Raw genomic sequence first — 12,882 nt, 5'->3', positions numbered from 1 at the left:
GAGTTGTCGGTGGAGCCGTTATCAGCCACTATAATATCAAACAACTGCTGGTCGCAATATTGAAACAGCGAATGGATACAATTAGCCGTTAAGACGGGCGTATTCCAATTCACTAATATTACGGCAACAGCTTTGGGCATTTGTTATTAAAACATTTGAGCCTGCTAAATTAACTTTTTTTAATTTGTTGATTTGTTAATTAGCTAATTTGTTTATGCATGACAGCTGCTCATTAGGTAATGTTTAAAACATAATATTAAAAAAGCATAAATGGGTTTGCCCAATGCCTGCTTAAAGCATTCTTAATTGATATTTGAATTTTGATTTAGTTGGCGATATGTTAAATTAGTTTTGATATTTATACCTTTTACATCAAGAAGCAAAACTGGGGTGAGTAAGATAATTAGCGATCAGGGTGATACAACCGGTAACCATAGCGTAATATTTGAAGGTGTAAGTATAGCCACACTCACCGAGGCAATTATTGCACAACATATCCGGATCGGTATTTACTTTGACGACAGGGCTTATCAGCATATCATTCCCTCAATAATAGGGCTTGATTATGGTACGTTTACAAATCAATACAGTACTATTGCTTTTCCGCCTGTAAGTATTTCACAGCAAAATAACAGGATGTCGCTTTCATGCGGTTGCAATGCCGGGAAAGGTAAACTATGCGAACACCAGGCAGAGGTTCTCAACGCCATATTGAAACGGGATGAGCTGCGTATATTTTTCGATGATGTATTACGGCACGATAAGATCCGAAAGTTTGCTGCGGATTACGGTTTGCAGCACGAGCGCGATCCCGACAGTTTTTTTCAGCTCGAATACAGCAACAAACGGACTTTAATTACGCCCCGACAGGCATCATTGATGCCCGTTACCCGCGAAAGCCTGCATGCGCTGAATGAGATGATCGTCCCTATTGCTGCCCCCGGTAAATTACCGGCAGAAGAGGATGAGCAAAAGGTTTTTGTAGTGCTAAAGGAGCATAAGTACTACAAATACTTATTTATAGAGCTTTACAAGGCGCAAGTCACCAAAGAAGGGAAGATCAAAAACCCTTTAACCACGGTTGCGCCACTGGATTTTATTTGGGAAACAGAGGATGCCCAACAGCTCAAGTTTTATTCGGGTATCAATAAATTTCAGAATCACCTTAATGCTAAAAAAAGTGAGGCCGATATAACCGCTTTACGGGCCATAGTTAAAAATCCGTTGGGCTATAATTTTTATTATCATGATAGCGAAGTTTCTGAAAAGATAACAGCAGGTTCTGTTTTACCGGTAAAGGTACGTTTGTTACCTAATACGCTTAAGCTCACCGTTACGCCCAAAGAACAGTTTTTTGAATTAGCAGGCAGCATCGATCTGTCGGGCGATACTTATCAATTAAAAGACCTAAGCATTAGGTATACCTATTTTGTAAGGGTTGCAGAAGTGTTTTACCTGGTTGATAATTTGCAGGTACTTAACGTTATCGAACTGCTGAAAAAGAAACCCGATAACCTGCTGATCCACGCCAGTAAATTCCCCGAGTTTAAAGCGCAATGGTTAAGTAAGCTGGAAGACAAAATTACGGTTGACTATACACATATAAAACCTGCCACGCCGATACAGCTGAAGCAACAGCGTTTTTACGAAGACACCGAAAGGATTATTTACCTATCAGACTTTGGTACCCATGTAATGATTATCCCAGTAATGCGGTACGGCGAAATGGAAATTTCGGTACGTACCCGCAAGCTCATTTACGCCATGGACGAGAAAGGGAAAGAGTTTTTGGTACCCCGAAAAGAAGCCGAAGAAATTGATTTTACGGCCCTGCTTACCAAGCAACACCCGTATTTTGCCGAGCAGTTAGAGAACGACCTGCACTATTTTTATCTCCATAAAAAACGTTTTTTAGATGAAGAATGGTTTTTAAACACCTTTGAAGAATGGCATCAACAAAACATTACGGTACTTGGCTTTAATGAGCTGGAAGGCAATAAGCTTAACCCCAATAAGGTAAAGATTAACATTAAGGTATTAAGCGGTATTAACTGGTTTAATGCTTTGGTTGATGTACGTTTTGGCCGCAAGAAAGCATCCCTGAAACATGTACAAAAAGCCGTTAAAAACAAGAGCCGTTACGTACAGTTGGATGACGGTACAACCGGTATTATCCCTGCCGAATGGTTAGAGAAATTTGCAGATTATTTTAACTCTGGCGAGATTACGGAGGGCGATACCATCCGCATAGCTAAAGTGAATTTTGCTGCCATTGAGCAGTTTTACGATGCGCAAATGCTGGATGATGGGGTAAAGGATGAGCTGAACATCTACCGCAAAAAACTGGCAGGCTTTGATGCTATTACAGAAGTAAAGGTACCTGCCGAACTGAATGCCACATTGCGTCACTATCAGCAGGCGGGCTTAAACTGGCTCAACTTTTTAGATGAGTTTAACTTCGGCGGCTGTTTGGCAGATGATATGGGCTTGGGTAAATCTATTCAGATCATCGCTTTTATTTTATCGCAGCGAGATAAGGTAGTGCACAATACCAACATCATTGTTGTACCTACCTCGCTGATATTTAACTGGCAGCAGGAGATAGCTAAGTTTGCACCTACCATCCGAATACATACCATTTATGGCGCCGACCGGATTAAAAGCACTGAAGACTTTGACAGGTATGAGATTATCCTCACTTCGTACGGAACGCTGCTGTCTGATATTAACTTCATTAAAGATTACCAGTTTAACTATGTGTTTTTAGATGAATCGCAGAATATTAAGAACCCCGAATCGCAGCGGTATAAATCTGTACGGTTGCTAAAATCGCGTAACAAGATTGCCATTACCGGTACGCCGATAGAGAACAATACCTTCGATCTGTACGGTCAGCTTTCTTTTGCCTGTCCTGGTTTACTGGGTAGCAAGCAGTACTTTAAAGATATTTATGCCATCCCGATAGATCAGTTTAAGAGTAATAAGCGGGCTGTAGAATTACAGAATAAGATCCGTCCGTTTATTTTACGCCGTACCAAGCAGCAGGTGGCTACCGAACTGCCCGAGAAAACAGAAATGATACTGCACTGCGAAATGAAGGCCGAACAGCGCCACATTTATGATGCTTATGAGAAAGAGTTCCGTGATTTTATATCGGCCACCAATAACGATCAGCTTAAAAAGAGCCCGATGAACGTATTGAAGGGTTTAACCAAGTTGAGGCAAATTTGTGACTCACCTTTACTGCTCAGCGGTGATAAGTTGCCCGGCAGTCAATCGGCCAAAATTGATATGCTGATAGAGCAGATTGAAAGTAAGCAACCCAGGCACAAAATACTGGTGTTCTCGCAATTTGTTGGTATGCTTGATTTGATTAAAAAAGAATTACAGGGCAGGGGCATCAGCTTCGCCTACCTTACCGGCCAAACGCGCAACCGCGAAGCAGCAGTTAATGAGTTTCAAAACAACCCCGACGTGCGGGTATTCCTTATCAGCCTTAAAGCAGGCGGTACTGGCCTCAACCTTACCGAGGCTGATTACGTTTACCTGGTTGACCCCTGGTGGAATCCGGCCGTAGAGAACCAGGCGATAGATCGCTGCCATCGTATTGGCCAAACCAAGCATATTGTAGCCATCAGGCTCATTTGCCCCGGCACGGTAGAAGAAAAGATTATGCTGATGCAACAAGCCAAAAAAGACCTCGCCAATGATCTTATCCGTACCGATGGCTCCTTTGTTAAATCGCTCAGTAAAGATGATCTGTTGGGGCTGATCAGTTAACTTACTCAGCTGCTTTTTTCAAAGCAGCTATATCCAATTTTACCATTTTCATCATGGCCTGCATTACCCTGCCGGCTTTTTCGCGGTCGGGGTTGCTCATCAGTTCACCTAATATGTTAGGCACTATTTGCCATGATAATCCAAACTTATCTTGCAGCCACCCGCATTGCGATTCTTTGCCGCCGTCTGCAAGCAGGTTATCCCAATAGTAATTCACCTCATCCTGTGTGTCGCATTTAACAAATAATGATACCGAAGGGTTAAATTTAAACTCCGAGCTCCAATTAAGCAGCATCAGTTCCTGGCCTTCAATAACTATTATGGCGGTAAACAGCTTGCCGCCAATGTGGCTTTTGCTTTTAATTTCTGAGTTTTTAAATATTGCTGTGTAAAACTCAAGCGCTTCTTCCAGTGTGTCGTTATACCACAAAAATGGGGTGATCTTATTGGTTGGTTGCATAGTTTTTGTATTGGTTTATACAAATTTAGTATTGTACATGGATATTTCTTAGGTGCAAACCCGACATATTAAATGGTTGATTGCGACAAACGCTATTATTGTGAACCCAAAGTCATTTGTGATATATTGACAATCAATACAAGCACTAAACCTTAATTTTGATTGTTATCACAGCTTATATACTGTGACTAAGAATATATCTTATAATGAATTCGAAAAAACTAACAGACCTTAAATACTCTGTGCTCGATTTGGCAACGGTGATACAAGGTAAAACACCAATAGATACATTTAAACATAGCCTGGAAATGGCTAACCATGCCGAGCAGTTAGGTTACACCCGTTATTGGTTTGCCGAACACCATAACATGATGAATGTGGCCAGTTCGGCTACTTCGGTGCTGATAGGTTACATTGCCGGTGGAACCAAAACCATTCGTGTAGGTTCGGGGGGCATAATGCTGCCCAATCACTCACCTTTGGTGGTGGCCGAGCAATTTGGTACACTGGCTTCGCTTTATCCCGGCCGTATAGATTTGGGTTTGGGGCGCGCACCGGGTACAGACCAGCTGACTGCGATGGCTATCCGTGGCGAAAACTTTAACGCTGCACATAATTTTCCGAGAGATATCCAAAAATTGCAGCAATTCTTTTCAGAAGATAACTACGATAGCAAAGTGCGTGCGATACCGGGTGAAGGTTTGGATATCCCAATCTGGATCTTGGGCTCTAGCCCCGATAGCGCTCGTTTGGCCGCAGCGATGGGTTTACCTTATGCCTTTGCCAGCCACTTTGCGCCGGCACACTTTATGACGGCTATTAAGCTATATCGCGATAACTTTATCCCGTCTGAGCATTTGAAAGAGCCCTACGTACTATCGTGCGTAAACGTGGTAGCAGCAGATACAGACAAAGAGGCCATAAGACTGGCAACATCGGTACAGCAATTTTTTGTAGGCGTAGTAACCGGCAAACGCCAGCTATTACCGCCGCCAATTGACACCATGGAAGGTGCCTGGAATTACTTTGAGCAAGAAGCTGCCGAACAAATGCTGGCTTATTCTTTCTTCGGCAGTCCGCAGACTATTAAGGCCGATTTGCAATCGTTCTTAGATCAAACGCAGGTTGACGAAGTGATGGTAACTTCACATATTTTTGATCACCAGGCAAGGCTACGGTCTTACGAGTTGTTTTCAGAAGTATTGAAGTAAGCTGTTAAACCCTTTTGTCAGCTTGAGCGATAGCTAAAGATCTTCTTCAACTATTTGTATACAGCAGAAGATTCTTCGCTGCCGCTCAGAATGACAATATTCAATATATAAGAAGGGCATTGTGCAACAGCACAATGCCCTTCTTGGTTTAATTCCCGTCGTGCCGAACTTGTTTCGGCATCCCATAGTACAGGTCTATCACAAGTATATCGTACACATAGCATTCGTCGTGCCGAACTTGTTTCGGCACCCCACATGACAGGTTTATCACATCTATATCGTACACATAGCATTCGTCGTGCCGAACTTGTTTCGGCATCCCATAGTACAGGTCTATCACAAGTATATCGTACACATAGCATTCGTCGTGCCGAACTTGTTTCGGCATCCTACAGTACAGGTTTATCACATGCATATCGGCACAACGAGTTTTATATAGTTTACTTGCTTGCCGTCTCTTTCCTTACCACTGGTGCAACCTTAGTACCATACAATTCTATTGCTTTTAAAATATTACTGTGCGGCGTATGCCCGGTAACCAATTGGGCTACAAAGCGGGTATTGCCAAACAACTCGTATTGCGCCATTATTTTATCAATGGCCAATTGTGCATCGCCAACTATCAACGGGCCATCATTGCGCAGGTAATCAAACTGCGGTTTACTCATTGGCGACCAGCCGCGGTCTTTGCCAACCCGGTTCATCAGTGCTTCGTACGATGGGTAAAACTCGTCTGCTGCCTGTTGGGTAGTTTCGGCCATGTAGAATTGAGAACTAATGGCTAGTTGCAGCTTGCTTACATCGTGTCCTGCTTTTGCAGCCGCTTCGCGGTACAGTTCAACAAAAGGAACAAATTGTGCCGGCGAACTGCCCAGTATGGCAATAATTAAAGGTAAATTAAGTTTACCTGCCCGCACGGCAGATGCCGGCGTACCACCAACACCCAGCCAAACAGGTATCGATTCCTGAATTGGTCGCGGATAAATGCCTTGGTTTTGGATAGGGGCACGGAACTTGCCTTTCCATGAGATCACTTCCTGTTTATTGATTTGGAGAAACATTTCCAGCTTTTCGGTAAATAGCTCATCGTAATCGTCAAGGTCATAACCAAACAGGGGGTACGATTCTATGAATGAACCCCGGCCCGCAATCATTTCTGCACGGCCATTTGAGATCAGATCAACCGTGGCAAAATTCTGGAAGGTACGCACCGGGTCGGCAGAACTTAGTACAGTAACAGAGCTGGACAATTTGATGTTTTTAGTAACAGCCGCTGCCGCAGCCATAAAAATTTCTGGTGCCGATATTACAAAGTCGGGGCGGTGGTGCTCGCCAAAGGCAAACAAATCCAGGCCAATCTCGTCGGCCAGTTTAACTTCTTCCAATAATTCCTGTACCCGTTTGTTAGCGTTTACCGCTTTACCGGCAACCCCATCTGGGTGTACCTCTCCAAATGTGCTGATCCCTAATTCCATCATGCACAAATTTAATAAAGAAATATCGAATACGTGTTGCAACATGTATTCGAAGCCATTTAATTACACGCAGTAAATAAACTGCATCATTTATTTACAACTATCAATGTGATATGTTATGGGTTTAAAACTAAATTAACATTGAAACGATAGTTTTGCCGGTACACTTACTGAAGAATTATTTAAAGATGTTAGATTCACGAAGGGATTTCTTAAAAAAGGCAGCATTGCTTTCCGGCGCTGCTGTTGCTACCAATGCCTTGCCTCCGGTTATACAAAAGGCATTGGCTATTAACCCCGAACCCGGCAGTACCTTTTATGATGCCGAGCATATTGTGTTTTTGATGCAGGAAAACCGCTCATTCGATCATCAGCTGGGTACTTTGCAAGGCGTGCGTGGTTATAATGATCCCCGTGCTATTCATTTGCCCAATAAAAATAAGGTTTGGCTGCAAACCAACAAGGCCGGTGAAACTTACGGGCCTTTCCACCTCGATGTAAAGGATACCAAAATTGCCTGGATGGGTTCGCTGCCACACGGTTGGAGCGACCAAACCGATGCCATGAACAATGGTAAGTATGACAAATGGCTGGATGTGAAAAAGGCTCGGAATAAAAATTACGCCGATATGCCGTTAACCATGGGCTATTGCGACCGGTCTGACTTTCCATTTTATTATTCACTGGCCGATGCTTTTACCGTGTGCGACCAAAACTTTTGCTCCAGCATAACCGGTACACACCCTAATCGTTATTATTGGATGACGGGCACCGTTCGCGAAGCTAATAAGCCCGAAGGCATTGCCCATTTATGGAATATAGACAATTATAATTATCCCGAGTTAAACTGGACCACTTTCCCGGAGAGGTTGGAAGAGGGCGGGGTAACCTGGAAGGTTTACCAAAATGAACTAACCATGGGCCAGGAATTAGAAGAAGAGCAGGATGCCTGGCTAAGTAATTTCGGCACCAATGTGTTGGAGTACTTTAAGCAATACAACGTACGCTTGCATGCAGGCGGTATTGCAGGCTTACAGGTTAAAAAGGATAACATACTAAAGCAAATTGCTGATCTTGAAAAGGATACACAAGAAGGCCGTACAGTAACCAGGTTGGCTGCGGCAAAAAAACTGCTCTCCAATATCGAGGCTGCGCAGGCAAAGTATACACAGGAGCATTTTGATAAGTTACCAAAGCATCAGCAGGCTTTAAATAACAAAGCTTTCTCTACCAATGTAAACGACCCGGATTATCACGAATTAGTATCATTAGCATATGATGATAACGGTAACGAGCGGAAGTTAAATGTGCCGAAAGGCGATATATTTCATCAGTTTAGGGAGGATGTTAAGCATGGTACTTTGCCAACCGTTTCATGGCTGATGCCGCCGGCTCATTTTTCGGACCACCCCGGCGAGCCGTGGTTTGGCCCCTGGTATGTAAGCGAGGCAATGGAAATTTTATTGCAAAACCCAGAGGTGTGGAAGAAAACCGTTTTTGTGATCACCTATGATGAAAATGATGGCTACTTTGACCATGTGCCGCCTTACATCGTGCCCAATCCATATAAAGAGCATACCGGTAAGGTTTCGGCAGGTATTGATCCTAAATTGGATTTTGTAACCCGCGATCAGCAGACCAATCCTTCGGCAACAGAAAGCAATATCAGGGAGGGGGCAATAGGCCTGGGTTACCGTGTACCGATGATTATCGCCTCACCATGGACACGCGGTGGGTATGTATGCTCTGAGGTGTTCGACCATACTTCGTCTCTGCAATTTGTAGAAAACTTCCTGGAAAAGAAATACAGTAAAAAAGTTAAGGCAGAAAACATTACCCAATGGCGCAGAACCATCTGCGGAGACCTTACGTCGGCCTTCCGCCCATACCATGGTGAAAAAATTGACGGCCCTGTGTTTTTGCAGAAAAAGCCTTTCATAGAAGGGATTCATCAGGCAAAATTTAAAGAAGCCCCAACAAACTACAAAAACCTTTCTGCTGATGAAGTTGCGCAGATCAATACCGATCATAACCAGTCGCCCTATTTCCCCAAGCAAGAAAAAGGGGTTAAACCGGCCTGTGCACTGCCTTATGAATTATATACCAATGGCAGTTTTAATAAGGCTAAAGGTACCTACGAGATAGCGTTTAGTGCTGGGAACAAGGTGTTTGGTAATAAAGCTACCGGGTCGCCTTTTAGGGTATACGCTGCTAACCCATACCAGCAGGAAGAACTGCGCGCCTGGGATTACAGTGCCGCAGCAGGTGATACACTAAAAGATGAATGGGCCATTAATGATTTTGAAAACGGCGAATATCATTTAAAAGTTTACGGGCCCAATGGGTTTTACCGTGAGTTTGCAGGCAGTAAAAATAATCCTTTGGTTAAAATAAGCTGCGATTATGAAGCAGGCAGATTCAATGCCGCAAAACTAACCGGCAATGTAATAATAACCATCGCCAACCAGGATACCAAAGCACATACCGTAGTTATTAGCGATAAAAGTTATAAGGCAGATAACAAGAGCCAGGTGGTTGCGGCCGGAAGTTCCGCTAAGGTGATTTTAAACTTATCTAAAAATTATGGTTGGTACGATTTCAGCGTGAAGCTAAGTGGACACGATAATTTTGAAGAACGCTTTGCAGGCCGTGTAGAAACCGGTATACCAACTAAAACCGACCCATTAATGGGCGGAATAGTGTAATATCTGATCTTTTATCTATACCTAAAATGAGTAACAAACGTCGTACGTTTATTAAAGCCGGAATAACTGCAGGTATAGCGGGGATTAATTTATTGCCCGCTCTTAATTCATTTGCCGATAGCAATTACAATCATAAGCCGGTTAAGGCAGCCGGCAAAACTAAGCTGCGTTTTGCGCTGGTTTCAGATGGGCACTATGCACAGCCCGATACCGATTCTGATACCTTTTACCACAATATGATTGGCTGGATTAATAAAGAGCATCATACCAATCACCTTGATTTTGTGATCGTAAATGGCGATTTAGTGCACAATCGCCCGGATCTGTTACCCAAGGTGAAGGAAACCTATCTGGATAAATTGGCTGTACCTTATTACACCATCCCCGGTAACCATGACTGGGCCGATGGCAAGATCTGGAAAAGCGTATTCGGCTATGAGGATAAATACACTGTAGAGCATGGCGACATCGGCCTTGTCTTTGCCAATACCGCCAATACCAGAGGAGAGTATGTATGCCCCGATAATGCCTTCCTGAAGGCATCCTTTGAGCAATTTAAAAGCAAAGCTATTGTATTTGCCATACTGCACATTGCGCCGCACCAATGGCTGCCTGAGGAAAAGTCTATATTTTTAGATTGCCCGGAAACTGTTGATCTGCTGCACGCTTACCCAAACATTAAAGCAGCTTTCCACGGGCACGACCATACCCTGGATGGGATCAGATATACAGGAGCCAATAAATTTCCGCACCTGTTCGATTCGCATTTTGGGGGTAATTGGGGTACAGAATACAAAGGTTACCGCATTGTAGAAGTAGGGGAGGATAACCAGATCTCAACCTACCAGGTTAACGCCAGTCAAACCCCTAAACTGAATAGTAATAAGCTGATTTAATGAGTTATTGTAATAATATACGCACCCTTTTAATAGGGGCAACATAGGTTATATACCTTATTTATAACGTTTTCTTCAATAATAAATCTGTCTGCAAATCATTCCCCAGCATAAAGTCATGGCTGCTGAAGATCTGGAAGCCGTTGCGTTCATAAAAACGGATGGCATTGTGATTGGCATCCCAAACACCCAACCAAATGTAGCTGCATTTATATTTTATGGCCTTTTCGGTAGCAAATTGTAGCAGTTGTTTACCCATCTGCCTGTTTTGAAAACGGGCATCAACGTAAATGCGTTCTATTTCTAAGGCCTTAGTATCCTGTAATTCGGTTTGGGCATTGTTGGTATTGAGCTTCATGTACCCAGCTATCTGCTCATCTAACCAAGCAAAATAGAAATGCGAATCCGGGTTGTTAAGTTCATCGCTTAACTTTTCAATCGTAAAAGCTTTGGCTGCATAAGCTGCCATATCATCCGCATTATTTAAATGCGCAAAAGCCGTGAAAAACATTTCGCGGCTAATCGTTAATAAAGATTGAACTTCGTTGAGTTCGATTCTTTTGAGGATGATAAGCGTGCTCATATTCAATACTTGTCATTCTGAACGCATGTAAAGAATCTTCTTCGATCTACAAGTGTAAAGTATGTTGAAGAAGATTCTTCGCTGCAACTCAGCATGACAAATCAATTATTCAAATTGTGTTTCCAATCGCTCCAACCGTTCTATCATCAAATCTAGTTTTTCTTCTTCGCTTTTAAATATGCGGCGTTTTAGGTAAAAGGTTAAAAAAAGTACCCATACTATGGTAAAGCTATAAATCATCGTGCGTTTTAAAACAGACGCATGTTCTAATATCTCGAACAGGTATAAAGCTAAACCGGCGCTTATCAGTATCACATAAATATAATAGAACCAGCCTGCCAGGGCTGCTCGTTGCTTTTGGTATTCTTTCAGGGTGTTCAGGTATTCTGTAGGGCTAACAGTTAAGTCACGTTTGTGCAGTATGCGATAGTGCCTTAAAATAAGGGTTAAATAAAGCAGCATGGTAACAAACATTACACTTATACCGGCATAAGTTTCCCAAAGCTTAAAAGTGAAAAAGAATAATACCACAAATGTATAAACGGTAAGCGCTATCATGGCCACAATGCCCCAGAAAAGCTTGGCTGTTATACTGCCAATGCCCTTTTTTACTTGTTTCAGCACCTCGTCCACCGAAAGCTGATCGTTGGCCGGCTGTGCCTGCCAAACCGACATCAAATGCTCAAAGTCTTTCATAGTGGTTAAATAAGTCGGTTAATTTTTGTTTAATACGATAAATCTTCACGCGCAGGTTCCCCTCTGATATACCCGAAATTTCAGCAATTTCGGGGTATGGCATCTCATCTAATACCATCGTTATTATAATCCTCTCCGTCTCTTCCAGCTTCGAGATACATTTATACAGTAAAGCCACCTGCTCATTTTTGTCCGAAAGTTCTTCCCGGCGCGTATCCGCAAGCAGTGGCGTTAATTCATCTTTAGCCTGTCGTTTTTCAGATCGCAGGTAAGTAAGGCAAGTGTTAACCGCAATACGATAAATCCATGTTGAAATTTGTGCCTGGTTGCGAAACTTATCCAGGTTTTGCCACACTTTTAAAAACGTGTCCTGCAAAAGGTCGTTAGCGGCGTCATCGTCACCGGTGTAACCATAGCACAAATGGTATATCTTTTTGGAGTTAGCTTCAAATATTTGCTTGAAGGCAGCATCTTTATCAGCCACGAGTGATTATTTATTGTTTAGTTTAAGTTTTAGACATCGGGCCGGCCGATATGTTACATCAAAAATTCAGACTTGTTAATCCAATTCAGCTTTTTATCGGCATCCATTACCAGGTCATTAAATTCCTGCTGATAGTCGAATTGCAAATCCTCCTGCAATTTACCAATTGCTGCCTTTATTTTGGTAAGCTGCCTGATTAAAATTTGCCGCAGCGGTTTATAATTCGACCGGCGGTCGGCATAATCGAGGTAATCCTTACAAAATTGTATCAGTAATTCAACCTCGGCTTGCTTAGAACCCATAAACTTAACGTGCTTAGTAATTACCCGCAAAATCTTGCGGATACCTTTGGCCTGCTGGTAGCTTGGGTTGGTTAATTGGCTGTACATCATGCCGGTTTCGGCTTTAACACTGGCAATAAAGGCCTCCTCGTCATGCGCTTCAAAAAGCAGGTATGATAGCAGCTCTTTGTTTTCTTTCTTGTACTTTGCCATCCGCAGGCACAAGTCGTTCAACTGCACAGCGCTTAAATGCTTTAGTTCTGTTTTAATTTCCCTTATTCCGTAAGTGTTTATACTCATCCAAACCTAAA

General features: G+C 42.9%; 11 protein-coding genes. 4 read left to right on the top strand and 7 right to left on the bottom strand.

Features of this window, described 5'->3' with window-relative positions:
* A partial coding sequence (locus RG47T_RS27080) for a glycosyltransferase family 2 protein (protein ID WP_354525463.1) occupies positions 1-140 on the bottom strand: 140 nt, incomplete at its 3' end.
* Positions 141-390: 250 nt separating this feature from the next.
* Between RG47T_RS27080 and RG47T_RS11485 the strand changes: the two genes are divergently transcribed.
* Positions 391-3,780, top strand: coding sequence for a DEAD/DEAH box helicase (locus RG47T_RS11485; RefSeq protein ID WP_171972518.1), 3,390 nt, complete (start codon positions 391-393; stop codon positions 3,778-3,780).
* A gap of 1 nt (position 3,781) precedes the next feature.
* Here RG47T_RS11485 and RG47T_RS11480 read toward each other — a convergent pair whose 3' ends face one another.
* Entirely contained in the window at positions 3,782-4,240 is a 459-nt protein-coding gene (locus RG47T_RS11480) for a VOC family protein (RefSeq protein ID WP_074489600.1), read from the bottom strand.
* A 206-nt stretch (positions 4,241-4,446) separates the two neighbouring features.
* Between RG47T_RS11480 and RG47T_RS11475 the strand changes: the two genes are divergently transcribed.
* On the top strand, positions 4,447-5,451 hold the full coding sequence (locus tag RG47T_RS11475) for an LLM class flavin-dependent oxidoreductase (protein ID WP_083627382.1): 1,005 nt from the start codon (positions 4,447-4,449) through the stop codon (positions 5,449-5,451).
* Positions 5,452-5,891: 440 nt separating this feature from the next.
* On the opposite strand, the gene RG47T_RS11470 is transcribed toward RG47T_RS11475, so the two are convergent.
* On the bottom strand, positions 5,892-6,929 hold the full coding sequence (locus RG47T_RS11470) for an Atu2307/SP_0267 family LLM class monooxygenase (protein WP_317041632.1): 1,038 nt from the start codon (positions 6,927-6,929) through the stop codon (positions 5,892-5,894).
* Between the two features lie 185 nt (positions 6,930-7,114).
* On the opposite strand from RG47T_RS11470, the gene RG47T_RS11465 reads away from it, so the two are divergent.
* Both RG47T_RS11465 and RG47T_RS11460 read left to right on the top strand, forming a co-directional pair.
* Positions 7,115-9,631: a phosphocholine-specific phospholipase C gene (locus RG47T_RS11465; protein WP_074489598.1), complete on the top strand. Its 2,517-nt coding sequence runs from the start codon at positions 7,115-7,117 to the stop codon at positions 9,629-9,631.
* 26 nt (positions 9,632-9,657) lie between these two features.
* Positions 9,658-10,527 (top strand): metallophosphoesterase family protein, encoded by an 870-nt coding sequence (locus RG47T_RS11460; RefSeq protein ID WP_074489597.1) that lies wholly within the window; start codon positions 9,658-9,660, stop codon positions 10,525-10,527.
* Between the two features lie 61 nt (positions 10,528-10,588).
* Here the strand turns inward: RG47T_RS11460 and RG47T_RS11455 are convergent, their stop codons facing one another.
* The 4 genes from RG47T_RS11455 to RG47T_RS11440 all read right to left on the bottom strand — a co-directional run bounded on the left by RG47T_RS11455 (position 10,589) and on the right by RG47T_RS11440 (position 12,871).
* A complete protein-coding gene (locus tag RG47T_RS11455; RefSeq protein ID WP_074489596.1) occupies positions 10,589-11,110 on the bottom strand; it encodes a GNAT family N-acetyltransferase in 522 nt (173 codons plus the stop codon).
* 105 nt (positions 11,111-11,215) lie between these two features.
* Positions 11,216-11,806 carry a hypothetical protein gene (locus RG47T_RS11450; protein WP_074489595.1) on the bottom strand — a complete coding sequence of 197 codons (591 nt, stop codon included), beginning with the start codon at positions 11,804-11,806 and terminating at the stop codon, positions 11,216-11,218.
* Entirely contained in the window at positions 11,793-12,290 is a 498-nt protein-coding gene (locus RG47T_RS11445; RefSeq protein ID WP_074489594.1) for an RNA polymerase sigma factor, read from the bottom strand. The genes RG47T_RS11450 and RG47T_RS11445 overlap by 14 nt, the downstream gene beginning before the upstream one ends.
* Before the next feature lie 53 nt (positions 12,291-12,343).
* Positions 12,344-12,871, bottom strand: a complete 528-nt coding sequence (locus tag RG47T_RS11440) for a hypothetical protein (protein WP_074489593.1) — start codon at positions 12,869-12,871, stop codon at positions 12,344-12,346.
* Positions 12,872-12,882 lie beyond the last annotated feature (11 nt).

This window comes from Mucilaginibacter polytrichastri, assembly GCF_001911425.1.
Lineage (GTDB): Bacteria > Bacteroidota > Bacteroidia > Sphingobacteriales > Sphingobacteriaceae > Mucilaginibacter > Mucilaginibacter polytrichastri.
This window is presented reverse-complemented; position numbering and strand designations above follow the sequence as displayed.

What these genes read in the sequence shown, in the direction of transcription:
- RG47T_RS11480 (WP_074489600.1), bottom strand. Translation starts at nt 4,240, where the DNA reads ATGCAACCAACCAATAAGATCACCCCATTTTTGTGGTATAACGACACA.
- RG47T_RS11465 (WP_074489598.1), top strand. Translation starts at nt 7,115, where the DNA reads ATGTTAGATTCACGAAGGGATTTCTTAAAAAAGGCAGCATTGCTTTCC.
- RG47T_RS11455 (WP_074489596.1), bottom strand. Translation starts at nt 11,110, where the DNA reads ATGAGCACGCTTATCATCCTCAAAAGAATCGAACTCAACGAAGTTCAA.
- RG47T_RS11475 (WP_083627382.1), top strand. Translation starts at nt 4,447, where the DNA reads ATGAATTCGAAAAAACTAACAGACCTTAAATACTCTGTGCTCGATTTG.
- RG47T_RS11460 (WP_074489597.1), top strand. Translation starts at nt 9,658, where the DNA reads ATGAGTAACAAACGTCGTACGTTTATTAAAGCCGGAATAACTGCAGGT.
- RG47T_RS11440 (WP_074489593.1), bottom strand. Translation starts at nt 12,871, where the DNA reads ATGAGTATAAACACTTACGGAATAAGGGAAATTAAAACAGAACTAAAG.
- RG47T_RS11470 (WP_317041632.1), bottom strand. Translation starts at nt 6,929, where the DNA reads ATGATGGAATTAGGGATCAGCACATTTGGAGAGGTACACCCAGATGGG.
- RG47T_RS11450 (WP_074489595.1), bottom strand. Translation starts at nt 11,806, where the DNA reads ATGAAAGACTTTGAGCATTTGATGTCGGTTTGGCAGGCACAGCCGGCC.